Origin of the sequence: Microvirga sp. 2TAF3 (assembly GCF_052114965.1) — a bacterium.
In the GTDB taxonomy this organism is placed as follows: domain Bacteria; phylum Pseudomonadota; class Alphaproteobacteria; order Rhizobiales; family Beijerinckiaceae; genus Microvirga.
Genome location: NZ_JBFRFT010000007.1, coordinates 176,495 through 202,471, shown reverse-complemented (window position 1 = coordinate 202,471; position 25,977 = coordinate 176,495). Strand labels below are relative to the sequence as shown.

The following is a 25,977-nucleotide window of genomic DNA, read 5'->3' as shown; positions in this document are numbered from 1 at the left end:
TCGAGCTTCTTGTAGCTGGCGATCTCCGAGCGGTCGGTCGTGTTCGCGCCGTACATTCCGTAATCGCCCTGGTGCACTTCAAACCGCATCGTGTCACCATTCTGCGAGAAGCTGTACGGACGGCCGGCATTATGAAGTTCGTAAGTATTCTGTTCGAAGTAGATCATGGGCTTTGGTGATCATGAGGAAATTTACTATATTATTTTAACAGTAACCTTTTATCGCAGCAACGTATTCAAGCGCAGAGATTGATGGCTTGAAGCGACCAGTGGCGGTCACTCGCCGGCAGCGCGAATACTGCAAAGAAACCGCTCCCTTTGCCAATGCGATGGTTGTCGGCAACTTAGCAGGAGCAATCGATAAGCCGAAGGCAGGGCGCACTCGCAACAACCTAATCGCAGGCGGCCTAGCCCTCCAATGTGATGATCAGCCTTTGAAACGGAAAAATGGGTTAATCCAAAATATTAATGCAATTATATAATAATAATACGTCTTAATCAAGAATGTCATTCAGTTAAAAATGAATATTCATAATGATAATGGAGGGATACTAATGGTGCTTATTCAAGATAGGTAATCCATTTTCATTTTCTTATGGATTGTTATAGATGCATATACATTGTTGACCCCTTTGATGAACGCGGCAATCATCGCTTCAACTGATTTCTTACTTATGGAAAGGGGTTGTGATGGCGGTTAGAAACATCCTGTCATCGGGGGCAGGCGTCGAGTTTCCCCGGCAACCATCGGTATCGAGCCGCGGGTTGAGGGCGCGGAGAGCAGCCAGGGCCAAGACTGGTGTTAGCCCTTATCTCACTTCACCTTTGAAGCGTGCCTTTGACTTCGGAGCGGCGGGGCTGCTTGTTTTGCTGCTGCTGCCCGTGATGGTGCTGGCTGCCATAGCCGTGAAATGGTCGAGCCCAGGATGCATCGTGTTCCGTCAAAGGCGGCACGGGCTGAGGCAGGCATCGTTTGAAATCCTCAAGTTCCGCTCAATGCGTGCCGAGTGCGGTGCGGACGCCAGCGTCCCTCAAGTAACCTTCGCTGATCCACGGGTCACTTCCGTCGGGCGTTTTCTGCGAAAGACGAGCATCGATGAATTGCCTCAGCTCATCAATGTTCTGCGCGGTGAAATGTCCTTGGTTGGACCCCGCCCGCATGCGCTTATCCATGATGAGAAATATCTAGCCGAACTCCCGTCCTATGCTGTGCGCTTTGCCGCGCTTCCTGGCATTACCGGCCTTGCCCAGGTGAGCGGTGCGCGTGGCGAAACGCCAACGCTGGCTCATATGCAAAGGCGGCTTCAATTCGATCTGGAGTACATTCGGACAGCTTCTCTGCTGCTTGATTTGAAGATCTTGATTCTCACCGCGCTTGCTCTGATCACGAGACGGGGCAATGCGTATTAACTGGCTTCGGCATGGCTTGTTCGGCGCTTACTACGAAACGTGAGGCCATTGCGAACCGTACTCCATTCGCGTCCGGGATATATGGGCATTACGTACTTCAAGAGCCCAAATTCATAGCGGCAAGAACTCCTTCCCGATAACTCAGAACATGAGGCTGGCTTAACCGTGGTGGATCACACAGGGGTCGATCAATGAGAGTATCGTTTCTCGATACGCCGGTGGACGTTTTGACTCTCCAGGAGACGATCGAGGTCGCCGTTGATGCCATGCGGTCGAGGCGTCGCGTACGACACGTTGCGATGAACGTGGCAAAGCTGGTCAAGATGCGATCTGACTCTGTCCTCAGGGGAGATGTGCTCAAGAGCGACATCATAGGAATCGACGGGGCCGGAATCGTCCTCGGCGCACGTTTGCAAGGCATTCCCGTACCGGGACGTGTGGCCGGCATCGATTTGATGGAGGCCCTTCTGCAGGAATGCGCGCAGAAAGGGTTCAAGCCTTACTTCCTGGGCGCGAAAGAGGATGTGATCCAAAAAGCGGTTGCTGTAGCGAGGCGACGCTTTCCTGGTCTGAACTTCGCAGGAATGCGAAACGGCTACTTCAACACGGATCAGGAAGCTGAAATTGTTGCGCAAATCAATGCATCTGGTGCCGACTGCCTCTTCATAGGCATGCCGACGCCTCGTAAGGAACGCTTCCTCGCTGCATATGCGGAGTCCTTGCATCCTCCTTTCCTGATGGGCGTCGGGGGATCGCTCGATGTGCTGGCTGGGCAGGTTTCCCGTGCACCTGAAGCTATGCAGCGATTTGGACTCGAGTGGCTGCACCGTCTGCTGCAGGAGCCGCGCCGCATGGCTTGGCGATATGTAAGCACGAATACCGTATTCGCTGTTCTGCTGTTCGGAGCAATCCTGGGGGGATACTCCAAAAGAGCAACATAGGCCAACGCTAGTTCCTGTATGGTGAGAGCATTCATCATGCAAACCATCATCTCAGAACTGATGTCCAACGTAGGATAAGGTGCATGCAGCGTGTCCTGGTAGCTTTTGGAACGCGGCCTGAAGCGATCAAAATGCTTCCAGTGGTCAGGGCGTTGCGGGAGTGTAAACGGTTTAACGTGAGCGTCGCGATAACCGGTCAGCATCGACAAATGCTCGATCAGGTGTTCGAAGTCTTTGGCGAGAAGCCGGACATCGACCTCAATCTCATGACGCATAATCAGAAACTGCCTGACATAACGGCTTTGATCATCAGCCAAATGTCGATTGTGCTGGGAGGGTTTCGTCCCGATCTGGTTCTTGTGCATGGCGACACGACGACGGCGATGGCAACGGCCATCGCCGCATTTTACAACAGGGTTCCTATAGGACATGTAGAAGCTGGACTGAGATCTTTCGACCTGGCTCAGCCCTGGCCTGAAGAGTTCAATCGTGTCGCGATCGATTCCGTCGCCGAGTATCTCTTCGCTCCCACGTCGGGTGCTGCGGAAAATCTCGACCGAGAGTATAGCCGCGGACGTGTTTATGTGACTGGAAATACCGGCATCGACGCTCTCCTCCATGTTTCGCGGCAAATCGAAGTCGAAGAGCGGGAAGGCTCGAATTCTTCAAGACCGCTTGTGGAACTCGATCCGCATCGTTCCCTTATTCTCGTAACTGGTCATCGCCGGGAAAGCTTCGGGGCGGGGTTCGAGGGCATCTGCTCGGGACTTGCGAAGCTGGCGACGCGCGACGATGTCCAGATCGTCTATCCCGTTCATCTTAATCCCATCGTGAGCGAAGTGGTGCGAGCGCGTCTTGGAGGTCTGAATAACGTTCACCTCATCGATCCTGTGTCCTATGTTGACATGATCAGACTTATGAAACGGGCAAAGGTGATCCTGACGGATTCAGGCGGCATCCAGGAAGAGGGGCCGGCTCTGGGGCGGCCAGTCCTTGTCATGAGAGACACAACGGAGCGCCCGGAGGCCATTGCGACGGGGACCGTGAGTCTCGTCGGAACGGATCCCTTGCGCATCTATTCTGAGGTTTCGGCGCTCCTGGATGACGAGCCATATTACCAGAGGCGGGCGCGGGCTGTTTTTCCTTACGGAGACGGGACAGCTTCGACGCAGATCGCGAAAATCATAACGGAGTCATTCTGCACATGACCACAGTCTGCGTCGTCGGGTTGGGATATATCGGTCTTCCAACGGCTGCAATGTTGGCAAGCCGCGGCTTCGAAGTCATCGGGTATGACGTGAACGAAGCGGCTGTTGCTTCGATCAATGCGGGGAAAGCCCATTTTCATGAGCCGGATCTGCAGATGCTGCTTTCTGCTGCGATCAGCACGGGGCGGCTTAGAGCACAAACAGTGCCGGCCGAGGCTGATTATTTTATTGTCGCTGTCCCAACTCCTTTCAAAGATGGCAAGAAGCCGGACATGTCACATGTCGAAATGGCTTGTGACGTCATCGCGCCATTCCTGCAGCCCGGCTCGACTGTTATTCTCGAATCGACCTCTCCGGTTGGAAGCACGGAACTGATGACTGCACGGCTCGCACAAGCGCGACCGGATCTCTCCTTTCCCCGATTCAAGGAGGCGAGCGAAGCTCAGATTGCAGTTGCGCATTGCCCAGAGAGGATCCTTCCCGGACATATGCTGCGCGAACTAGTGGCCAATGATCGCATTATCGGAGGCATGACGGATGCCTGCTCCCGTCGCGCTCTCTCTCTTTACGAAACATTCGTGACCGGCCACATCTTCACGACGGATTCGCGAACGGCTGAATTCGTGAAGTTGATAGAGAACGCGTTTCGTGACGTTAACATCGCCTTCGCCAATGAGCTGTCCGTCATTTGCGACCGAATCGGAGTTGACGTCTGGCGAGCCGTGGAACTTGCCAACAAGCATCCCCGCGTCTCAATTCTGCAGCCGGGCACAGGAGTCGGCGGGCATTGCATCGCCGTCGATCCGTGGTTCATCGTCGACTCTGCGCCTGAAGAGTCCCGCCTCATTCGAACGGCTCGAGAGGTCAATGATCGAAAGCCGGAATATATCTTTCATCGAATCCTCGATCTGGCCGATCGATTCAAGAATCCTGTGGTCTCCTGTTTTGGGATTACGTACAAGGCCGATGTCGGCGATCTTCGCGAAAGCCCGTCCTTGAAGATCGTGATGAAGCTCCTTGAACATGGCGGCGTGAAAGTTCTTGTTTGCGATCCCCTCATCAAAAGTTTGCCGTCCGCGTTCTGCGGCAGCCCGGACGTTAGTTTGGTCGATGCTGATACGGCGAGACAGGAGGCCGATATCGTTGCGCTCCTGGTCGCGCACAAGCAGTTCAGGCGCTTGGAGTTCAACCGGTTCCTGCACAAGGTTGTCGTCGACGCGACAGGGCTGATGTCGAGGCCAAGTGACCTCATCGGGAATCCGGATAGGATTGGATAGATCTCCTGGGCACAAATGACGTCGGGTTCATGCAGCCCGCGATAGATACGGATTGCATGAATCCGATCATAAGTTGGCGCTTGATCGATACAGGCAAGACCATGAGTGGTCTCACGCCGACTGGGATTGCCCAGTGGTGATGCAAGGCCGCAGATCCATTGGATAGCTCAGTACTTCTCTAACCGGTTTGATGTCCAAGCCGGCACTTTTCGCTTGAATGATCAGCTTCTCGAAATCGCGTGTCCGGCTGCCATGCTCGGATGGATTGTCGCCAACGTCATGCGTGTAAACGACGAGCCATTTCCGGTGCATCGCAGCCTGGTCGATGAGATAGGGAAGATCGAATAGGGGGACCTTGCCCATTGTGGGGATGGTCGAGGAGGTCAGCGACAAGTTGATGGCTGACATCTCGGACAAGTCGAACCACCTATCGTTCAGCTTGTTGCCGGCGCCGCGGCCGAGCTTGAAACGGCGAGCGACCAAGAGCTTGCTCCCGATCGTGACATGATTATAGGGAAAGGCGAAGCTCTCTATTTTTGCAGACTCGAGGCGCTCGATAAAAAATTTTCTGTTTCTTTGAATTGACCGTTTGAAGATTTCGAGTGGAACTTTCAGCGCGCTCACATGATCAAAGGTGTGACAGCCGAGTTCATGGCCTGAGAGCGAGATTTCTTGCAGGTCGCTGTCTGTAAATTGTTGAATGCCGTTATTGATTTGATTGCACAGGCCGCCGCTTGCGAAATAGGTCGCATGCACTCCGTAATGGGCAAGAACGGGCCCTGCAACAGCCCAGGCGCTATGCGGAAAATCATCAAAGCAGATGCTCAAGACACCTCGCTTAAGACGCAGGTACTTCGGCTTAAGCATGATGCTTTGAGCTATTTTCTTTTCAATTCTATCAAAAACGGTAAGTTGCACTGACGGCTCCCCCCGCCAATAGGCTCGATTCCCTGGAAAGGGTGTGAGCACTAATCCAATACGTAAACAAGTTATTCCAAGTTATTTCGCAAGCAGTTTGAAGGAATCGGTGTGCCTTTTCATCATGTTCATTCTAAGGACCTATTTTAGCATCTCACCGGCGTCGGCCGAATGCACGCGCTCCTTCGGGGTACAAGGGGCGAGAAAGCGGATTGTCCTCTGATACGGTGTTGACGTGAGGGTAAGAATTATTCACGTCTTCGGCAAAAGAAAATCTCAAGCCGCTAGAGGACTTCCGAAGCTTTTGGAACTCTATAGCGATCAGAGCCACCTTCTGGCATAGCGCAAATTAATTTTCGGTCAGTCCTTTAAGTCATCGGTAAAGGGGCGTAAATCTTGCCGGATTTGGCAATGTCTCAAGTCGATCAGGACGGTGGGAATACGAAGAAAGGATTTCGTCAAGACCCAGGGTGTGAGCTGTTTTGCTTCCCATCCTCACGGTTGGTCTTCACCCGTCGATCATGAGCGAGGATGTCTCCTGCTAAAGCTGGTCCCGCCAGTAGCAGCAGGAGAAGCGCCAGAGGCAGGGAAAACAAGAACCCGCCATGATTGAATCCAATCGCCCCGGTCACGCCACCCATGAAGAACGAACTCAGCAGAAACGTCAGAAGACGCAATTTGCTTCGATCCGCTATGATCTTGGGAGCACGCTCGCTGCGATTCCAATAGCAGAGCTTTCCGATTTCGATTCCGATATCCGTCACGATGCCTGTCACATGGGTCGTTCGTATGCGGGCATCCGAAATCTTTGTGACGGTAGCATTCTGCAACCCCATGATGAAGCAAAGCAGCGGGATTGCGATGGGGGCGAAAGTCGATGAAGAGCGAAGGAGCCAGCCGAAAAGCCCGAAGCCCAGGAGCAGAATGGCCTCCAGCATCAATGGAAGAGCATATTGGCTTTCGAGGTGACGGCGTTTGCCCCAGTTGATGAGGATGGCGGAACAACCTGCCCCCGCCACGAAAGGCAGGAAGCCTGCGAGGCCGAGCAGCACGAGGTCGAAAGCACCCAATACGAGATTGTCGGCCATGGACGAGAAAATGCCCGACATGTGCGAAGTATATTGGCCGACCGCTAGAAAGCCGCCTGCATTGATCGCACCTGCGACAAAGGTGAGGGCCATACCCAGCTGAAGATCCGCAGCGCCTGTTCGCTCGGAGGCCGCGACGGTTCGCATCGAGCCCGCATACCGGGCGACAAAGCTACGATGCCGCTTTCCAATCTGATGCATGCCCGTCATGGTTCAGCCTATGGTCCCTTCTCGGTTACTGAGCGAGGCCGGTCGAAGCGGAGGCGCGCTGCTCGGGGGAGGGGACAATGATCGTCTCCATGATAGAGGCCTCGCCTGCAGGTTCGGCCAACGAGTTTCCTCCGATGAAGGCCTGGATCGTGCCGGCTTCGATCCGATAGGTGCCGTCATCCTGATGAAAGCCGAGGGCCTCGACGGGCACGCGCAAAGTGACGCGTCTTGCCTCCCCGGGAGCTAGAGCGACTTTCTCGAAAGCCTTCAGTTCCCGTAGCGGACGGCTGCGGCTCGCGATAGGATCCCGCGTGTAGAGCTGTACCACCTCCTGTCCCGGACGCAGGCCCGTATTGGTGACGGTGATCGAGACCTCGAGCGCATCGCCCGCTTCCAGCCTCGGCTTGGCGATGGCGGCATCCTTGTAGGAAAACTGGGTGTAGCTGAGGCCCCAGCCGAAGGGATAGAGCGGGGTGATCGCCTCATCGACATAGTTGAGGGTGAAGCGGTTGTTATGCAGGGTCGGCCGACCCGTCGGCAGGCGGTTGTAGTAGAGAGGCAACTGCCCGACGGTGCGGGGCCAGCTGACGGGGAGTTTTCCGCTGGGGCTGACATCGCCGAACAGGATGTCGGCCACAGCCGTTCCGCCCTCGGTGCCGGGATACCAGACCATGAGAATCGAGGGGATTCGGTCCGCGAGCTTCCCGAGTTCCAACGGGCGCCCAGCCATGAGGATCATGGCCACCGGCTTGCCGGTGGCGGCAAGGGTTTCCAGAACCTCTGCCTGCTTGCCGTTGAGCGTCATGTAGGCGCGGGAGGCTGCCTCCCCGGAGAGGTCCACCGGCTCGCCGAACACGGCGACTACCAGATCGGCCGCTTTGGCCGCCGCGACCGCAGCGGGAAGCTGGTCCGTCGTGCGGCAGAACAGGTCGCAGGCCGGAGCGTAGTTTACCTTGACGCCGGCCTTTTCAGCCCGTTGGCGGATGCCCTTCAGCACCGAGACGCTGTCCTGCGCGTGGCCGCGCGCGCCATGAGGCCCGAACTGATCCTGGGGGGCATCGGCCAAGGGGCCGACGACGGCGATGGAGCGGATCGCCGGCGCGATGGGCAGAACCTCGTTGCGATTTTGCAGCAGCACGAACGTCTCGCGAGCAACCTCCCGGGCCGCTTGCCGTGATTCGGGTGACGGAAATGCCGAGTCCGTCCGGGTCGGATCGGCATCGGGCCGGTCGAACAGGCCGAGGCGCATCTTGGTTCTCAGGACACGCCGGGCGGCTTCATCGACAACGCTTTCCGGCACCCGTCCAGCCCGAACCTCCTCGGGAAGATACTTGATGTAGAGCTCGCCCATCATGTCCATGTCGACACCGGCGAGGATGGCCTTGCGCGCCGCCTCGGCCCCATCGGCTGCGACGCCATGTCCGATCAGCTCCCTGATGCCGGCCCAGTCGGATGTGACGAAGCCGTCGAAGCCCCATTGGTGCCGCAAAACATTGGTCAGCAGCCAGGGATTGGCGGTCGAAGGAATCCCGTTCAGGGCATTGAAGGCGGCCATGAAGCTGACCGAGCCGGCCTCGACGGCGGCCCGGAACGGCGGCAGGTATGTGTCGTACATCTCGGCCGGCGGAATATAGGTGGTGTCGTAGTCGCGACCGCCCTGAGGGGCGCCGTACCCAGCGAAATGCTTTGCTGCGGTGGCAAGGCCGCCCTTGCGGAAACCCTCGACGCGCGCGGCCGTCAGCACCGATCCGAGATAGGGATCTTCGCCGAAACCCTCGACGATTCGCCCCCACCGGCTGTCCCGCGACAAATCAGCCATAGGCGCGAAGGTCCATTGGATACCCATATAGGACGCCTCCCGGGCCGCCCATTCCGAGGCCAAGCGCGAGAGGTGTGGATTGAAGGCGGCAGCCTCTCCTAGCGGAATCGGGAACTGGGTGCGGAAGCCGTGCAGGATGTCGAGGCCGAAAAGCGGCGGAATCTTCAGACGGGACTGACGCGCTGCCGCTTGGGCGCGCGCAATATCCTGGGCATTGTTGAAGTTCAAAAGGGCACCCGTCCGGCCCGAGGAAATGTCTTCCCAGTGAAGGAGCGCGCCATTGGAAACCAGGTTGAGCTGCCCGACCTTTTCCTCCAGCGTCATGCGCGCAAGAAGCTCGTTCACCCGGCGTTCGATATTCTCCTGCGCCGGGGCGATGGCGGTGGTTCCGATGAGGAGAAAACTCGCGAGGCTCAGTCGCATTGAACGGGAAACACCGGTAGGCCGCACGATCATCTCCTCTTCGATACGGAACATTAAAGGCTATACGGGGAGCAAAAACTTTATTACGAAACATCGCATGGGCCGCTCGTCCATGCTAAATAGGACAAATATAGGGAATTGGCGCTAGTCTTGCGCAGTCGACGCAATTGTTAGCCAGATACGAGATGCACCTGTTACCTGCTAATGTGAGACTGTCTCTCGCCGCTTCATCTTGCACCCTCATTCTTCTGGGGCTTGCGATCGCGGCTTCCGCCTTCATCGGGCAGCGGGACTTGGTTGTGATCTCGACTGTTGCCTTGGTTGTCGTCGCGATCGGAAGCTCACTCATGCTCGGTTGGCAGATGGCTCGGCTCCTGCGGGAACAGGGGAGGCGCATGGACCAGCTTGCCGGCCGTATTGCAATCTTTGACAGTCCCGAGCCGCCGGCAATCGCCCAGATGCCGATCCATTTTCCTTCGAAAGCGCCTGTCGTGCCCTCCGATGATGAGTTGCGCCACGCCCAGAGGACGGAGGCCTTCAACCGTCTCAGGGACGGAATCGCCCATGATCTCAACAACCGGCTCATGGTGATCAGCGCCAATATCGATGCGGTCGCAAGGCAGATGAAGGACCAGCCCGCCTTCCAGCGCAAGCTGCTCTCGGCCCTCGTGGCGTCCGATCAGGCCGCCTCGCTGATAGCCCGGTCGAGCGCTTTCGGGCGGCGGCAGGAACTTAATATTCAATATGTCGACATTGCGGAGAAAATCGATTCGATTGCGGCGCTCATGAGCCGCTCTCTCCTACGGGATACGGTCGAATTGCGTCTATCTCTGGCGGAAGGGCTCTGGCCTATCGAGGTCGATCCGAGCGACCTCGATACGGCGATCGTCACCCTTTGCGCGAATGTCCGCGATGCCTTGGCGCAAGGTGAGGCGATCACGATAGAAGCGCAGAATGTGACCCTGACCAAAGGGACCCTGTCGCGCGCCGATCTCGAAGGTGATTTCGTGCGGATTTCTATTGGCAGCACGGTCCTGGGCGAGATGTTGCACGATTCCGAGGGAGGCTCGGAGAGTACTTTCACCATGCAGGGTATGGATCTTTCCACCTGGGTCGAATTCAGCCGTTGCCTGCACTTTCTGCAGCCACTCGGCGGGATGGCCGAGGTCACGACCATCGGCGCGAAATCCGCCATCGTGCTCTATCTGCCGCGTGCGAAGGCCCCCGCGCTGATCATGCCTGCGGCGACGCGGGAGGAAGGGGCTGCCGGTGAACCTGTACGGGATCATACGGAAATCCTGGTGGTTGACGACGAGGTCGAAGTCGCCCTCGCGCTACAGACCATGCTGGAGGAATTCGGCTATGTGACCCGCATCGCCACCAATGCGGGGCAGGTGATGAAGAACTTGAAGACTCGCAAGCCGGGTCTGCTTCTCTCGGATGTCGCCATGCCAGGAACGATGAACGGGGTCATGCTTGCCCGGGAAGTGCGCCAGATCTTCCCCGGTCTGCCGATCCTGCTCATCACCGGAAATCCGGTTGTCTCGGAAGAAAAAAGCGAATTTCCGCTTCTGCAGAAGCCGATCGTCAGCCGCAACCTCCATGCTGCGATCCAGCGCCATCTCACGGCTGAGACCGGCAAGGTCGTGTCGCTCTTTCCCCGCACATCCCGTCAGATGCACTAGCTTATCAGGCTATCGCGGTGGCTTTCATGGAGGTTTTCGCCTGCTCGGCGGCCTCCGCCAAAGCCGCGAAAAGACGCTGCTGCCGCCTTTTCCAGACCAGCAGTTCCGGGTGCCATTGCACCCCCAGCAGAAAGGCCTGTCCCTGGCCTTCGACCGCCTGGACGATGCCGTTCTCATCCTCGGCGGCAATGCTCAATCCCTCGCCGAGCTTGTTCACGGACTGGTGATGAAGCGCGTTCACCTGACAGGGGTTGCATCGCAGGATCCGGTCGAGCCGGGAGCCCGGAGCAATCGAAATGCGTTTCTTCGGCAGGACCGTGCGCATCTTGGGCGCCTGGACATAGACCTGATAGATGTCCGTATGCAATGTGCCGCCTAGCGATACATTGATCATCTGCGAGCCGCGGCATATGCCGAGAATGGGAAGTTGAGCAGGCAGGGCAGCTCTCAGAAGATGCAACTCCAGCTTATCTCGCTCCGGGTCGACGCGCACATCCGGCAGAACCTGGCCGCCATAGATTTCGGCACCGATGTCGTCGCCGCCGCCGATGACGAGTCCTCGCAGAGGCACATCCGGCAATTGCTCCCCCGGAACGAGGCGAATGGCGCGCGCGCCTGCGCGGCCAAGGGCAAGGCGGTGCATGAGATAACTGCGCCACCCACCGTGCCGGGAGGTCGTGACGCCGATCAGAGGCCTGGTCATGTCAGCGCGATCCGCTCCATGATATCCGCCCAGCTCTTATCCTCCCCCGCGAACATGAGGTAGGCGGCGCCGACGGCGTCAAGTCGCTCGCGATCTCCGGCGAGCCGCTCGACGGCAACCCAGCGATTCCAGTCCGGTGCGATGCTCCAGCCGGCATCGCTCACCCGTGCATCGGGAAGCCGATAGTGGAATGTCGGACGTCCGTTGATCTTCTCGTTCGGCAATGCGGTGCGCACGCGCGGCGCATCGAAATGATGCAGAAGCGGCAGAAGATCGAGATCGCGGTTTCGAGTTGGGTTGGCCGACAGATAATCGCTGATGAAATCCGGCAGGTCCGGCCAGTAATCCGGCGCCACGATCCTGCGGGCATAATCGGTGGGGAAGGGTTCGGCGAAGCCCAACAGATCACGGGTCGTGTCCGGCGCGACCTCACGGCGGAGCCAGGGGTTCAGCAGGATGAAGCTTTTCACGAAAGCTGTCATCGTCTGTGCATCCCGGTGCGGAATCTCTGGGTTGAAATGCAGCCCGAATGCATAGAACGCAGCGTCCTGCGTTCCCTTTGCACCGATGCCGCGCAGGATCGACAGAACCTTGTCGACCTGATGCAGGCGGTCGATCGGAACAGGTGCGGTCACCAGTTCGCAGGGGATGAGATAGCGCGCGGCAAAGCCGAACCATGCCGTGACCCGGGACAGAATTCCCTTGGTTCCATCGCCGTACTTGCCGGGATGAAGCATCCGGCTGTCGAGCTCGACCTTCATGTCTCCGATGAATGAGCTCTTGAGTGAGAAGGCATGGGGATCCTCCTCGACGATGTCGCCGCCGAGTTCCTGCCGGAGCGCCCGCACCGTCGCTTCAGCCGTGGGACCGGCAAATTCCACTTCGACCCCGACCGTTCGCATCTCTCCCTCGGAATTCCGAAGGACAGGAGGGAGCGCAAATTCGATCGAGGTTGGAAGCGCCACCTGCGCCATTGGCCACTCCGCAAGAACTGCTCAGGTGAACGAGCGCGACGCGGGCGAGTTCCGTTTTCCTGCATGAGAGTTGCATTCATGGCCCCTGGGGTGTGGCATTTCCGCTGTGGTTCGGGCTACAAGCCGCCTCATGAACACTTTCAACGCATCACCGATGGAAAAAGCCGCCTGGATGGCGGAATTGCGCGCCATGCTCGCTCTCAGCTGGCCCCTGGTTCTCACCAATGTGGCCCAGAATGCCTTGATGACGTCGGATGTCATCCTGATGGGCTGGCTCGGTTCCGACGCGCTCGCTGCGGGTGCCCTGGGCACCAATCTCTATTTCGCCTTCCTTATCTTCGGCATAGGCCTTGTCAGCGCAACCGCGCCGCTGATTGCAGAGGAACTCGGGCGCAAGCGCCATTCCGTACGCGACGTGCGCCGAACGGTCCGGCAAGGCTTCTGGGCCTCGCTCACCGTGGCCGTGCCGATCTGGATCGTCTCCTGGAACGGGGAGAAGCTTCTCCTTGCCATGGGGCAGGAGCCGGGGCTTGCCCATGCCGCGGGCGATTACATACGCGCCCTGCAATGGAGCCTGCTGCCGTTCCTGTTCTCGCTGGTCCTTCGCTCCTTCCTGTCGGCGCTCGAGCGGCCGGGCTGGGCGCTGCTCATCGGCGCTCTGGGCGTTCCGGTGAATCTCGTCGCCGCTTATGTCCTCATGTTCGGCAAGCTGGGCTTCCCGGTCCTCGGCCTCATCGGCGCCGGCATCGGCACGGTAGTGTCGAGCACCTTCATGTTCCTGAGTCTCGCTCTGGTCATCAGCGTGGACCGGCGGCTGAGGCGCTATCACCTTTTCGGGCGCTTCTGGCGGCCCGACTGGCCGCGCTATCGCACCCTGTGGCGCATCGGTGTTCCCATCGGCCTGACGGTGGCCTTCGAGGTGACGATCTTCAATGCGGCTGCGCTTGTCATGGGGCGCATCGGTGCGAACGAACTCGCCGCCCATGCCATCGCCCTGCAGATCGCCTCGTTCTGCTTCATGGTTCCCTTTGGCATCGGTCAGGCCGTGACGGTTCGGGTGGGACGCGCGTTCGGTGCGCAGGACCCGGACGGCGTGACGCGCGCCGGATGGACCGCCTTTACTCTCGTCGTCGGCTTCATGATCTTCACGGCGCTCCTTATGCTGCTGGTGCCTCATCTGCTCGTTGGAGCCTTCCTCGATCTCAGCGACCCGAAGAACGCACCTGTTTTCCAGTTCGCGCTTTCCTTCCTCGTGCTCGCGGCGGTGTTCCAACTGGCGGACGGTGCGCAGGCGGTGGGCGCCGGCATGCTGCGGGGCCTGCAGGATACCCGGGTGCCGATGATGCTTGCCGCCTTCGGCTATTGGGGCGTCGGCCTGCCGCTCGGCGTGGCGCTCGCCTTCGGCACAAGCCTGCGGGGCATCGGGATCTGGATCGGGTTGGCGACCGGGCTGGCGGTCGTGGCTTCGCTTATGCTCTGGCGCTGGCTGCGCCGCGACCAACTCGGCCTGACGGCCATGCCGGCTCAGGAAGGGTTCGTGAGCTGAGGGATTGGCTCCAGGAGCGGATGATCGACGAGAACAAGGTGGGTGACGTCATCGGTTTCCCGCACTTCCTCCACAATCCCCTGTCGCATGGTGCGGTGAGCAGATCGGTCGGGGGCAGGGTTTTCTTTCCTCATGTGGCGCCCTCTGTCTTGCGCAGGTTCTCGAGCGCTACAAAGGGACATCCCGGTCGAGCGTGGTGAAGAATGGAGATCGCGCGTTCTCCTGCCGTGACGGCGCTTTCGATCGTAGCGGGGAGGGTGCCAAGCCAATCTCCCGCCAGGGCGAGATTGTCCAGCGGGCGAATCGGAGGTTGCGGGAGCAGGCCCGCAGCCTGCCGGATCGTGGCGCGTTTCTCCTTCACGATGCGCGATTCAGGCTGACGACTTGCCGTTGCGGCGAGGCCCAAATCTTGCAGGCCAGGGACGATCTCGCGCCAGATCTGGCCCGCCAGATCCTCTGTGTCTCTGCCGATCGCCGTCTGTGCGGCCGACACGGTGACACTGACATGGCTGGCGCGGATGAGAGCCCATTGGGCAAGGGTGCCGGTGAAACCGATGAAACGCGGATGGTTGGGGCCAGACATGCGGAAATGGACGTTGAGAATCGGCTCGAACCGTTGCGGAACCGCGAGGCCGGGGAGGAGCCGTTCGACTTCCCAGGGCGGTAGCGCCAGGACCACCTGATCCCCGGCCCTCAAAGCGACGGTATGGTCGGTCAGGGCAAGGCCGATGACGCGTTCGCCATTGGTCAGGATCGAGCGCAGGCGCTGGCCCTTGAGGAGGGTTGCGCCTCGCGATCTAAGTACCCTTAGCGCCGGCTCGACCATGTCCTCGGAAAGCCCCTGCCCGGCGACGAGAAGCCTGCTTGCGCCCGGGCGAAGAAAACGCCGCAATGCCTGGCCGAGCCGCAGCGAAGATGCCTCGGTGACAGGCGTGTTCAGCACTGCGATCGTCAGTGGCTCGATCAGGCTCTCCATGATCTGGCGCTGACCGATCACGGCACCGACAGGACGGTCCGATGAGGAAAAGGCAAGTCGCAGGATACTTGCGAGATCGGAGACCGCAAGGCCGTCGGGACGGTATGCGGGATCGAGCCAGGACCAGGGCGACAGGCCGACCTGACGCGTCCGCCCCGTCCGCGCGTCGTGGATGGGAATGCCCTCCGGTTCGGGTTCGATCCAGCGATCCCGCGCACCGACCGTTTTCAGGAGTGCAAGCGTGCGTCGATTGGCTGAAAAGATGACATGCGTGCCGTTGTCATGCTCGAAGCCATCGCCGGGATGGATCGTCCGACAGCGTCCACCGGCCTGAGGAGCCGCCTCGTAAATCAGGGTCTCGCCCCCTTGCTCTGTGACGGAAAGAGCCGCGCTCAATCCAGCGATACCAGCGCCGACAATGTGTGTCCGTCCGATCATCACGCTGCCCCCATGATGCCGCCGACCAGCAGAAGCCGGTCCGACGCGGTGAGCCGCAGCTTGCTCTGCCCAGTCTTCCGACCTCGCTCCTGCAACTGGGCCAGGATACGGCGATGGCTTTCCAGCATGAGGGATACGGGCTTGAGCGCCGCCCGGATGAACCGTGCCGGCGGAACTTCGTCAGGTGTGTCAAAGCCGGCCCGGGTCTCTCTCGTCAATATCTTGCGGGCACTGGCGACAGTGATCCGTGGCAATGACGATGCTCTCGACATGAGCAAAATCTCTCGCACGTCATGGAAGAGGCGTTTCGGCCCTGCGTTAAGAACTAGATCATGTGGCCCCGGCGGCTAGGGATGAGTCCTCTCTCGCAAGGCTTGAAATGCCGGAATTTGACCCAACGTATAGAAACATTATTCAGGCTATAAATTAACGCTCTGATCGAGTTTTAAACTATTCATAAGGATTAGAGGTCATCAAAAAAGTAAGAGTATATAAGGGAAAATTGGTCTCGCCTTATTGTCGCCTTTTTATCAGTCAGCTTTCCATCCTGCACAAAGGAAGGGGAGCTTAATCCTTGAAGAACATCCTCGCCCGTGCGCCTCTACTGGCGCCACTTCTATTCGTTGCTGCTTGCAACACGACTTCAGTCGATCCGTCTATCACCGGGTCGACCTCTCAGATGACCGGCAAAGCGTTCCAGATAGGCACGGCCTCATGGTACGGTCCCGGCTTTTATGGCCGCCGCACGGCAAGCGGAGAGCGGTTCAATGCTTCGGCTATGACGGCCGCCCACAGATCACTCCCCTTCGGCACGAAGGTTCGTGTGGTGAACGAGAAAAATGGCCGTTCGGTCGTGGTGCGCGTCAACGATCGCGGGCCGTTCGCCCACCGGCGCATCATCGATCTCGCGAAGGGTCCTGCCGACGAACTCGGCCTCACCTCGACCGGCACCGCCTACGTATCCTTGCATCGGATCGATTAAGGTTAGGCGCTTCTTAATCCATTGCCGCGATCCTTGGTCTGATTCGGGACCAAGGGTTGCATATATGGAATCGACATCGTCTCAACCGTCGAACGTCATCCGCTTTCCGGGGGCACGTTCGGCGGCTTCCCCCCGCCGTGATCAGAAGAGCCTGATGGACGCAGTCTATTCGGCCGGATCCCTGCCGATCGCGGCGGAGGACCGCGCGACAAAGGCCATGGCGACACGGCTCACCATCTTCGGTTTCGTCGTGCTCGACGAAGTGCAGGCAGATGGCACGGCGCGCCGTTTGCGTCCCTCCGAGGCCATTCATGGCTCGACCATGCATCCGTGGCGCATCTCCCGGCCTTCGAGCCGCTACGCCGTCGGGGACGATCTACCGGCTTCCGATCTTGATCTCTTTGTCGCGCAGATGGCCTGACAGTCTCGCCTTCGTCCGTCTCCGCCCTAGACTTCTTTTCTTGCCGCAGCGCATTCGGTGCACCATTTCCGTGCTGCTTGGCCATGCGTAAGAGGGGGCGGGACGATGTATCTAGTGCAAATTCTCCTACCGCTTGCCGACAATGCCGGCCGGCGGTTCAAGGGGACGGAATACGGCCGTGTTCGTGCCGAACTGTCCGAGCGTTTCGGCGGCATCACCAGTTTCACCCGCGCGCCCGCAGAGGGTATGTGGAAAGAAGGCGGCCACACCGCTCATGACGATATCGTGGTATTCGAGGTCATGGCGCGGGAGCTGGATCACCCCTGGTGGGAAAGGTACAGAGCGGAGCTCGAACGGCGCTTCCAGCAGGAAACTATTGTCATGCGCGCGCTCAAGGTCGAGATGCTCTAATAGTGGGTGAATGAGCGCATATCTTATCAGCAAACCGGTATCCGCTTCGCAAAGTCATATTCCCGCGTTGGAACCCGAACCGCATTGCTTCGCTTGTCGTTCCTGAAAAGCGGAGCATCCCGATGGCGAAACCTCTTGTCGTGTCCATTCCCCACAACCTCGGCAAAGCCGAAGCGACACGACGTCTGCATGGCGGCCTCACGCGCCTGAAATCGCAATTCGGCGACAAGATCGCTTCTATCGAGGAAAGTTGGACCGACGACCGCATGGCGTTTCACGTCGGTGCCATGGGGCAGACCGTTGCCGGGCATCTCGATGTGATGGAGGATCAGGTCCGCGTAGAAGTGCAGTTGCCTTGGATTCTGGCGATGGTCGCCGAGAAGGCGAAAAGCTTCATTCAAAAGCAGGGCACCTTGATGCTCGAGAAGAAGTAGAACGTCTGCTGCTGAATAGTTGTTCATGAAGATGAACGCGGCCGGAACAAAAGAGTACCTATTACGTTGAATGAATGATTGCGACCGCGACCTGCCGGCGGTCGGGTCTGCAATGACATTTCGTAAAACTCATCATTCCCCGGACTGCCTGTTCTGTCCGATTGTACTAGCTCGTTTATATTGAGGATCGCGCCATGCTTGAGCGTTCGACGACGCAGCCGCATGCCCTTCGCCTATCTTTCAAGACCAGCACCCAAACGCCTCTCCTTGTCTGTTTTTCCCATTTGCGATGGGATTTCGTTTGGCAGCGTCCGCAGCATCTCCTCAGTCGCGCGGCTAAGCACTATAGCGTGCTCGTCATCGAGGAACCGATTTTCAAGCCCGGCGTCTCCGCTCATATGGATATCAGCGAACGCCCGCAGGGCGTTGTTGTCGCAGTGCCGATCCTTCCGGAGGGGCTGGCTCCCGAGGATGTTCTCGCCGAGCAGCACGATCTGATTGGGGATCTGATCGGCCGGGAGGGAAAAAGGCCGCGTGTGTTCTGGTACTACACGCCCATGGCGCTTGCCTTCACTAGCGATCTCGAATGCGACCTGTGCATCTACGACAATATGGATGAGCTCTCGCTCTTTCGTGGCGCATCTCAGGAATTGCTTGCGCTGGAGAACGATCTCTTCGCCCGCTCCGATCTCGTCTTCACGGGGGGCATGAGTCTCTACGAAGCCAAACGAGGACGTCACCACAGCATTCATGCTTTCCCGTCTTCCATCGAATTCGGACATTTCTCGAAGGCGCGCAGTATCAAGCAGGATCCGATGGATCAGGCGCCGATTCCCTTCCCGCGCCTTGGGTTTTTCGGCGTCATCGATGAGCGCATGGATGTAGGGCTGGTCGGTCAGGCTGCGGATCTCCGACCCGATTGGAACTTCGTGATGATCGGTCCGGTGGTGAAGATCGATCCGGCCACATTGCCGCAGCGGCCCAACATCCATTGGCTCGGCGGAAAATCCTATAGCGAGTTGCCGCATTACCTTTCCGGGTGGAACGTGGGTTTCATGCCATTCGCCCTCAACGAAGCCACCCGGTTCATCAGTCCCACGAAGACGCCTGAGTTCCTGGCCGCCGGCGTGCCGGTGGTCTCGACACCCATCACCGATGTGGTGAGACCCTATGGCGAGAAAGGTCTGGTCGAGATCGCTCAGGATGCCGACGAGGTGGTGAGCAAGGTCGAGGTTATTCTCTCGCGGCCGAAGGAGGCCTGGCTCGCGAGGGTGGACCGCCATCTGGCGGCGGGGTCCTGGGACAAGACTTGGGCGTCGATGCACAAGCTCATGCTCGATGTCGTCAATGGTACCATCAAGCGTCGCGCATCGTCTCTTCCCTTCTATGCCACCACGCCCGCGGAGTGATGCCATGTACGATTGGTTGATCGTCGGTGCAGGCTATGCCGGCAGCGTTCTGGCCGAGCGTCTCGCCAACGAACGCAATGAACGGATTCTTCTCATCGATCGCCGTCATCATATCGGCGGCAATGCCTATGACCGTTATGACGAGGATGGTCTGCTGATTCATCAATACGGGCCGCATATTTTCCACACCAACGCGAAACAGATCTTCGATTATCTCTCCAGGTTCACCCAGTGGCGCTTCTACGAGCACCGGGTTCTGGCGGAAGTGGACGGCATGCAGGTGCCGATCCCGATCAATCTCGATACGGTCAACAGGCTCTATGGCCTCAACCTGACATCGGAACAGTTGCAGGATTGGTTCGCCGAGCGGGCCGAAAGGGTCGATCAGATCAGAACCTCAGAGGATGTGGTGGTGTCGACCGTGGGGCGAGAACTCTACGAAAAGTTTTTCCGGGGTTATACCCGCAAGCAATGGGGACTGGACCCGTCGGAGCTCGATAAATCGGTGACGTCACGGGTCCCGACCCGCACGAACCGGGACGACCGCTACTTCGGCGACGAATTCCAGTTCATGCCGAAACACGGTTATACGCGGATGTTCGAAAGGATGGTGAGCCATCCGAACATCCACGTCATGACACAGACCGATTATGCCGACATCAAGCACGTTATTCCTCATCGCCGCGTGATCTATACGGGACCGATCGACGAATATTTCGGCTTCCGGTTTGGCAAGCTTCCGTATCGATCATTGCGCTTTGAGCATGTCACGCTGGACAAGCCTTGGCACCAATCCGTCGGCGTCGTGAACTATCCGCAGACGAACGACTACACGCGCATCACCGAATACAAGCACCTCACGGGTCAGGAGCATGCCAAGACGGCACTGACCTACGAATATCCGTCCTCTGAGGGCGATCCCTATTATCCCATCCCGAAGCCGGAAAATCAGGAACTCTTCAAGAAATACGAACGCCTGGCTCTCGCGACGCAGAATGTGTGGTTCGTAGGCCGCCTTGCGACCTATCGCTACTACAACATGGATCAGATCGTCGGGCAGGCGCTGGCGACCTTCCGGCGCATCAATGAGGCGCTTCCGGTCGATGCGGATACGTCGACGGTCCGGGTCGTTCCATCGACGGCCCTCGCTTCATGAGCGAGAGCCGATTCTACGGGAAGCGTGGGTGGGGCCGATGGGACAGCCGCTCGATCTGAAGCAGGCGCATGTGCTCACCCGCCACGATCCAGGGCGGGGCAGGCCGGATGCTTCCCTGGTTTCTGCTCTGCCTCGCTCGCAATTGTCGAAGCTCGTTGCTCCGGATGCGTTCTGGTGGGCAACGGGTATCGAGGATACCTTCATCACGGCACCCTGGCCGGCGACGGGGCGCATCCTCGACGAATATGAGCTTACCGGACATTACGAACGCTGGGCGCATGATCTCGACCTCGTTGCCGAACTCGGCGTCAAGGTGGTGCGCTATGGTGTGCCATGGCACCATATCCAACCCGAGCCGGACCGCTGGGACTGGGAGTTCGCCGACAAGACACTCGGGCGACTTCTGGATCTCGGCGTCGATCCCATTGTCGATCTCGTTCATTATGGCCTGCCACCGTGGCTCGAAGGCGCCTATCTCAACCCTGTCTATCCCGAGCGCGTCGCCGATTATGCGCGCCGTCTGGCCGAGCGCTTTCAAGGGCGGATCTTCTGGTACACGCCTCTCAACGAACCGCGCATCACCGCGTGGTATTGCGGACGCCTCGGGTGGTGGCCGCCCTTCCGGCGCGGCTGGAGCGGTTTCATCGCGATTACCATCGCCATCGCGCGTGGCATCGTTAGCACCGTCGAAGCGCTGCATGCGATCGATCCGGAGATTGTCCCCGTCCATGTGGATGCGACGGATCTTTATGAGACTGCCGATCCTGCTCTGACCGAGGAGGTCGAGCGGCGGCAGGAGATCGTCTTTCTGGCCCTCGATCTCGTCAGCGGGCGCGTAACGCGCGATCATCGCCTCTGGGGCTGGCTTCTGCGCCATGGCGCGCGTGAGGCGGATCTCGATTGGTTTCAGGAGCGGGCGGTCGATCTGCCGCTCGTGGGGCTCAACCTCTATCCCATGTTCACGCAGAAGCGGCTGCAGCGGGAGGCCGGTGGCAGGTTCCGCATCAGGCAGCCTTATGCCTCCGGCGACCTCGTGGCGCGCCTTGGGCGGCTCTATTATGAACGTTACAAAACTCCGCTTTTCATTAGCGAAACTGCCTCCATCGGCTCGGCCGCAAAGCGGCAGCGCTGGATGGACGACTCGCTCGCGGCCGTGAAAAATCTGCGCGGTGAGGGCATTCCCATGGTCGGCTACACCTGGTGGCCGATGTTCGACATGGTGGCCTGGGCTTACCGCCAGGGTGTGCGCGCGCCGGCGGATTATTTCGCTCCGATGGGATTGTGGGATCTCGATCCGGCGACATTGAATCGAACTCCGACGTCGCTCGTCGGTTCTTATCAGGCTTATGTCGCGGGCGGCGCGTCTGCCGTCGGCCTGCTGCCCGTTGTGACACGTTGAGCGATTGGAGGATTCTCCTCATGTTTCGTAGCTTTTTCCTTGCCGGCTTCGAGGGATCGACCGGCTACAATCGCCATGGTCAATGGTTTGATCAGGTTGCGGCCACGGGTCATGAGAAAACCGTCCGTGACGATTATCGCGCGCTTAGCGAGCTTGGCATTCGCGGCGTGCGCGAGGTTATGCGCTGGCCTTTGATCGATCTCGGCCGTGGGCAATACGACTTCTCATCCGTTATCCCCTTCATGCGTGCCGCCTCGGAGAATGAAGTCGAAGTCATCTGGGATCTTTTCCATTACGGCTACCCTCGGCACGTCGATCTGTGGAGCGAGGACTTTCCGCGTTACTTTGCCGATTATTGCTATGCCGCGGCGCGCTTCGCCGACCGGCACACGGATGGCACACTCTATGTCACGCCTGTCAACGAACCGTCTTTCATGGCCTATGCGGCAGGCGAGAAGGGACTTTTTGCCCCCTACAGCACGGGGCGTGGCTGGGATCTGAAAGTGGCTCTCGTGCGGGCTGCGATTCAGGGCATCGATGCGATCCGCTCCGTCTGTCCCGACGCTCGCATCGTCAATGCGGATCCGCTCTGCCACGTGGCCCTGCCGGAGGATAAGCCCGAGCTTCATGAGGAGGTTCACGACTTCAACAACCGCCTCGTCTTCCAATCCTGGGATATGCTCTGCGGACGTCTTCTGCCCGAACTCGGCGGCAGCCGGGCTCATCTCGATGTCGTCGGCATCAATTACTATTGGACGAACCAATGGGAGTGGTGCACTGCGCCCACAGCCCACGGGGTGATCCCGCCACTCGCAGCGGACGATCCGCGCCGGGTCAAGCTCGGCGATCTCGTGCGCCACGTGTCGAAGCGCTATAGCGGCGATCTTCTCATCACCGAGACCACGCATGTGGGCGACAATCGCGGCCCCTGGTTACGGGAAGTGGCCACTGAAGCCGAAACTTTGCTGCGTGAAGGCGTGCCGCTTCACGGGGTCTGTCTCTATCCCATTCTCGGCATGCCTGAATGGCACTCCCCGGAAGACTGGACGGCCATGGGTCTTTGGGATCCGATTTCGCATCATGAGCCGCACGGCGAACGCATCCCATGCCAGCCGATGCTGGATGCGTTTCGCGAGGCGCAGCGCCTCGATGCCTTGCACGCAAAGAGGCTCGAGCGTCTCGAACGGACGTTGCATCCGTCGCGCGGAGGATCTCGGGCCAAACGCTATGGCGTAGCGAAGGTTGCGGCGGAATAAGGACGCCGCAACAGCTTACGCAGCCGCCTCCGCCGCACGCACTGCCTCTTCCAGACGCTGCGCCCGCGCCTCGACCGACAGCTCGATGAGGCTGTCGAGCAGGGTCGTCGCCGTCGGATCGGCTACCGGGTCGTCCTGGAACAGACGGAAGGTGGAAGCCACCATTCGTCCGCGCCCATAGGAGCGTTCGACGCCAAGCGAGACCGGCTTATGGATCCAGCCTACCACGAGGCCTGCAAAGACGCGGGCCTGGAAGTCGAGCAGGTTGCAGCCCGAGATCACGTAATCGGGCAGAACGCGGTCCATGGTCTCGTCCAGAAGCGGTCCGCCGGGGAAACGTGCGAAATGGCCCGAGCGGCGAAGCCAAGAGAAGGACGAGGCCCAGTCGCCGCGCCACAGGGTGCCGTCGCGCGATTTGACCTTCACGTTCTGCCAGTGCGGGAAGAACGGATAGAGGCTGATCTCGTTCTCCGGCAGAAGGAGCAGGTTCGCACCCTGCCGGACATGGTCCGCGATCGCCTTGTCATGGTTGCGGGAAACCACGACGGTCGCTTCCTCAAGCCCGCGCGCCGCAGCATAGCCCATGGTTTGAAGCCGCTCGCGAATATCCTCGTCCGGCGACCAGACCAGCTGTCGGGCCTGTGCCGGCTTGGACCGCTTGGGATGAACGGCAAGGTCGACGTGGTTCTGCGCGATCAGACGTCCGTCGGAAGCGTGCAGCTCGAATGAAATGCGGCGCAGGGCCGGCTCATCGATCTCCGGCAGCGGCAGATCCACGCGGCCGAGATCGAGTACGGTCGGCGCCTCGAGACGAGGCAGAGGAATGCGCTTTGTCTCATTGAAGACACGGATCTCGAGCTGGCAATCCTCCAGCACCGGACCGGCACCGTGGGCAATGGACACCTGCAGGCGTGCGGTCTCGCCGGCCCAATAGGAGACGCGCTCCCATTTCGGCACGATCACGGTCGGTGCATTGATGATGTGAAAGAGTTCATGGAAGATGCGCGGATTGCGGCGCATGTCGAGAAGGCCGTTCGATTCCCAGTGGCAATCGTGCAACTCGGTGATGACATAGCCGGCCAGGCTCGGCTTCCGGCGCATGGACTCGATCTCATATTTCAAGGCGCGGAATTGCTGCCACTGCGCCGCGATCACGAAACGGCGCAGGTCGCCGAAAACGCGGTCCATGCTCCAATCCGAGAAACGGTTCTCGACACCGTGGGCATACATGACGCCCTCGCCCCAATCGTGGCCGGTCTCGAACCACCACGGTTCCTCGCCCTTGCTGTCGCGCAGGTCCTTCGGATAGGGCAGGCCCCAATTGCCGAATTCGGAGCACATGAGCGGCTCACGCCCGGTGATGACTGCATCGCCATGCGGCGAGTAGAGCCAGGAGGCGCGGGCTGCGAGTTCGTCGACGAACTTGTCCCATTCGTCCCGGTGATCGGGAATGGCCGCGTAGAAGTGATAATCCGCGATGTCCGATTCCACGTGGAAGCTTGGGGCGAGCGGCGAGTTATCCACCACGAGGCGCGTCGGATCGTAGGCCTTGAGCCAGGCGAAGGTGCGCTTCAGCCAGTCGCGATGATCCGGATCGTTGACGAGGTCGACACCCCAGTTCTCGTTGATGATCGTCCAGATGATGATCGAGGGATGATTGCCGTCGCGGTCGACGATGCCCTTCAAGAGCTTTTCCTTGCGCCCGCGCGAACGGTCGGTAGCCATGCCGCCATTGGGAAGTTCGGTCCAGATGAGCAGGCCCATCCGGTCGGCCACCTCGTAATAGCGCGGATCTGCTGCCTTGATGTGGCAGCGCAGGCAGTTGAGGCCAAGTTCCTTCGCCTTGCGGAACTGGTCCTCCAAAAACTCGACCGAAGGCACGGTGCAGATCGTGTCCGGGTAGTAATCCTGATCGAGGGCGGCCAGCAGATAGAGCGGTTCGCCATTGAGGTAGAATTTGCCGTTCTTCGTCTCGATGGTGCGAAAGCCGAAGCGATCGTCAATCTCGTCCTTCACCATGCCGTCCCGGATCAGCTCGAGGCGGATTTCGTACAGGTTGGGCTCGTCCGGCGACCAGGATTTCACGTCCTCGACGACGAATTCGAAAGGCATGCTGGTCACGCCTATCTGTGTCTCGTGCATCTCGTCGAGGACGACCTCGCCGGACGGGTCCCGGACCTCGATATGGACCTGCGCCGTGTCGGTCAGCGGCCGGGCAAAGAACACGCCGGAAGTCACGCGGCCCGTCTCGCGCTTGGGGACGAGGCGGATGCGGGTCATGTGGTCGGGAATGCGGCGCTCAAGGTGGACCGATTGCCAGATGCCGGAGAGCGGGCCGTACCAGCTCTGCTTGCCGAAGGGGATTTCGGCAAAGGGCGAATCCGGAAATTCCGCCGGGTTGTCGGTCGGCGAGTCGACGCGCACCTTGATCTCGTTGGGGCCCGGCTTGAGATGCGCCGTGACATCGAAGGAGAACGGCAGGAAGCCGCCCTCGTTCGTGCCCACCAATTCGCCGTTTACGAAGACGCGAGAATTGTGGAACACGGCCCCGAAGCGCAGCCATATGCTGTCATGGAGCCACTCCGCCGGGATCTCGATGGTCTTGCGATAGATGCCGATGCCGGCACGCATGCGCAGATCCTCGAATTGGGCCTGCCATGGGCTTGGCACGAGAATTTCACGAACTTCAGCCGGGCCTGACAGACGATCGTCCGCCACGTGCAAAAATTCCCAGACTCCGTCCAGGCTGATGCGATTGTCGTGCATGACAACTCCTTGAATCAGCGTTTACCCAAGGGCACTCAAAACGGCGAAAACATGACTGAGGAGATATGGGAGCAAAGGTTTCGATTTTTGGCGATACCGAATCCGCCTTCAAGTCGCTGCCCCAAGAT

Annotated in this window: 22 protein-coding genes; 14 read left to right on the top strand and 8 right to left on the bottom strand. The window is 59.2% G+C overall.

All coding sequences use genetic code 11. From position 1 onward, the window contains the following. The first annotated feature begins 689 nt into the window (after positions 1-689). The 4 genes from AB4Y97_RS09975 (at position 690) to wecC (ending at position 4,835) form a co-directional block, all read left to right on the top strand. Positions 690-1,409: a sugar transferase gene (locus AB4Y97_RS09975; RefSeq protein WP_441998884.1), complete on the top strand. Its 720-nt coding sequence runs from the start codon at positions 690-692 to the stop codon at positions 1,407-1,409. Positions 1,410-1,600: 191 nt separating this feature from the next. Continuing rightward, the gene (locus AB4Y97_RS09970) at positions 1,601-2,350 is read left to right on the top strand and encodes a WecB/TagA/CpsF family glycosyltransferase (RefSeq protein ID WP_441998883.1); all 750 of its coding nucleotides are present in this window, start codon (positions 1,601-1,603) and stop codon (positions 2,348-2,350) included. Between the two features lie 83 nt (positions 2,351-2,433). Beyond that, on the top strand, positions 2,434-3,558 hold the full coding sequence (gene wecB / locus AB4Y97_RS09965) for a non-hydrolyzing UDP-N-acetylglucosamine 2-epimerase (protein WP_441998882.1): 1,125 nt from the start codon (positions 2,434-2,436) through the stop codon (positions 3,556-3,558). Next, entirely contained in the window at positions 3,555-4,835 is a 1,281-nt protein-coding gene (gene wecC / locus AB4Y97_RS09960; RefSeq protein WP_441998881.1) for a UDP-N-acetyl-D-mannosamine dehydrogenase, read from the top strand. The genes wecB and wecC overlap by 4 nt, the downstream gene beginning before the upstream one ends. Before the next feature lie 111 nt (positions 4,836-4,946). On the opposite strand, the gene AB4Y97_RS09955 is transcribed toward wecC, so the two are convergent. The 3 genes from AB4Y97_RS09955 to AB4Y97_RS09945 form a co-directional block, all read right to left on the bottom strand. After that, a complete protein-coding gene (locus AB4Y97_RS09955) occupies positions 4,947-5,753 on the bottom strand; it encodes a polysaccharide deacetylase family protein (protein WP_441998880.1) in 807 nt (268 codons plus the stop codon). 458 nt (positions 5,754-6,211) lie between these two features. Beyond that, on the bottom strand, positions 6,212-6,988 hold the full coding sequence (locus AB4Y97_RS09950; RefSeq protein ID WP_441998879.1) for a YoaK family protein: 777 nt from the start codon (positions 6,986-6,988) through the stop codon (positions 6,212-6,214). Positions 6,989-7,076: 88 nt separating this feature from the next. Next, positions 7,077-9,326 (bottom strand): glycoside hydrolase family 3 N-terminal domain-containing protein, encoded by a 2,250-nt coding sequence (locus AB4Y97_RS09945; protein WP_441998891.1) that lies wholly within the window; start codon positions 9,324-9,326, stop codon positions 7,077-7,079. A 362-nt stretch (positions 9,327-9,688) separates the two neighbouring features. Here AB4Y97_RS09945 and AB4Y97_RS09940 point away from each other — a divergent pair, with 362 nt between their 5' ends. Next, on the top strand, positions 9,689-10,978 hold the full coding sequence (locus AB4Y97_RS09940) for a response regulator (RefSeq protein ID WP_441998878.1): 1,290 nt from the start codon (positions 9,689-9,691) through the stop codon (positions 10,976-10,978). Between the two features lie 4 nt (positions 10,979-10,982). Here AB4Y97_RS09940 and AB4Y97_RS09935 read toward each other — a convergent pair whose 3' ends face one another. After that, positions 10,983-11,681: a gamma-glutamyl-gamma-aminobutyrate hydrolase family protein gene (locus AB4Y97_RS09935; protein ID WP_441998877.1), complete on the bottom strand. Its 699-nt coding sequence runs from the start codon at positions 11,679-11,681 to the stop codon at positions 10,983-10,985. Further along, a complete protein-coding gene (locus AB4Y97_RS09930; RefSeq protein ID WP_441998876.1) occupies positions 11,678-12,583 on the bottom strand; it encodes an amidoligase family protein in 906 nt (301 codons plus the stop codon). Before AB4Y97_RS09930 ends, AB4Y97_RS09935 begins: the two co-directional genes overlap by 4 nt. Before the next feature lie 202 nt (positions 12,584-12,785). Between AB4Y97_RS09930 and AB4Y97_RS09925 the strand changes: the two genes are divergently transcribed. After that, positions 12,786-14,201 (top strand): MATE family efflux transporter, encoded by a 1,416-nt coding sequence (locus AB4Y97_RS09925; RefSeq protein WP_441998875.1) that lies wholly within the window; start codon positions 12,786-12,788, stop codon positions 14,199-14,201. A gap of 130 nt (positions 14,202-14,331) precedes the next feature. Here the strand turns inward: AB4Y97_RS09925 and AB4Y97_RS09920 are convergent, their stop codons facing one another. Continuing rightward, entirely contained in the window at positions 14,332-15,615 is a 1,284-nt protein-coding gene (locus tag AB4Y97_RS09920; RefSeq protein ID WP_441998874.1) for a hydroxysqualene dehydroxylase, read from the bottom strand. Then, the gene (locus AB4Y97_RS09915; protein ID WP_441998873.1) at positions 15,615-15,887 is read right to left on the bottom strand and encodes a hypothetical protein; all 273 of its coding nucleotides are present in this window, start codon (positions 15,885-15,887) and stop codon (positions 15,615-15,617) included. The genes AB4Y97_RS09920 and AB4Y97_RS09915 overlap by 1 nt, the downstream gene beginning before the upstream one ends. A 407-nt stretch (positions 15,888-16,294) precedes the next feature. Here AB4Y97_RS09915 and AB4Y97_RS09910 point away from each other — a divergent pair, with 407 nt between their 5' ends. The 8 genes from AB4Y97_RS09910 (at position 16,295) to AB4Y97_RS09875 (ending at position 23,083) form a co-directional block, all read left to right on the top strand. Beyond that, complete coding sequence (locus tag AB4Y97_RS09910) at positions 16,295-16,597, top strand: septal ring lytic transglycosylase RlpA family protein (protein ID WP_441998872.1); 303 nt, start codon at positions 16,295-16,297, stop codon at positions 16,595-16,597. A gap of 154 nt (positions 16,598-16,751) precedes the next feature. Next, positions 16,752-17,018 carry a hypothetical protein gene (locus AB4Y97_RS09905; protein ID WP_441998871.1) on the top strand — a complete coding sequence of 89 codons (267 nt, stop codon included), beginning with the start codon at positions 16,752-16,754 and terminating at the stop codon, positions 17,016-17,018. Between the two features lie 105 nt (positions 17,019-17,123). Further along, the gene (locus AB4Y97_RS09900) at positions 17,124-17,429 is read left to right on the top strand and encodes a hypothetical protein (RefSeq protein ID WP_441998870.1); all 306 of its coding nucleotides are present in this window, start codon (positions 17,124-17,126) and stop codon (positions 17,427-17,429) included. 122 nt (positions 17,430-17,551) lie between these two features. Further along, positions 17,552-17,863 carry a polyhydroxyalkanoic acid system family protein gene (locus AB4Y97_RS09895; protein ID WP_441998869.1) on the top strand — a complete coding sequence of 104 codons (312 nt, stop codon included), beginning with the start codon at positions 17,552-17,554 and terminating at the stop codon, positions 17,861-17,863. Between the two features lie 194 nt (positions 17,864-18,057). Beyond that, positions 18,058-19,272: a glycosyltransferase family 1 protein gene (locus tag AB4Y97_RS09890; RefSeq protein ID WP_441998868.1), complete on the top strand. Its 1,215-nt coding sequence runs from the start codon at positions 18,058-18,060 to the stop codon at positions 19,270-19,272. A 4-nt stretch (positions 19,273-19,276) separates the two neighbouring features. Further along, the gene (gene glf, locus AB4Y97_RS09885) at positions 19,277-20,428 is read left to right on the top strand and encodes a UDP-galactopyranose mutase (protein WP_441998867.1); all 1,152 of its coding nucleotides are present in this window, start codon (positions 19,277-19,279) and stop codon (positions 20,426-20,428) included. Between the two features lie 37 nt (positions 20,429-20,465). Beyond that, on the top strand, positions 20,466-21,827 hold the full coding sequence (locus AB4Y97_RS09880) for a family 1 glycosylhydrolase (RefSeq protein ID WP_441998866.1): 1,362 nt from the start codon (positions 20,466-20,468) through the stop codon (positions 21,825-21,827). 20 nt (positions 21,828-21,847) lie between these two features. Continuing rightward, positions 21,848-23,083 carry a glycoside hydrolase gene (locus tag AB4Y97_RS09875; RefSeq protein ID WP_441998865.1) on the top strand — a complete coding sequence of 412 codons (1,236 nt, stop codon included), beginning with the start codon at positions 21,848-21,850 and terminating at the stop codon, positions 23,081-23,083. A gap of 15 nt (positions 23,084-23,098) precedes the next feature. Here the strand turns inward: AB4Y97_RS09875 and AB4Y97_RS09870 are convergent, their stop codons facing one another. Next, complete coding sequence (locus AB4Y97_RS09870) at positions 23,099-25,849, bottom strand: glycoside hydrolase family 2 protein (RefSeq protein WP_441998864.1); 2,751 nt, start codon at positions 25,847-25,849, stop codon at positions 23,099-23,101. Positions 25,850-25,977 lie beyond the last annotated feature (128 nt).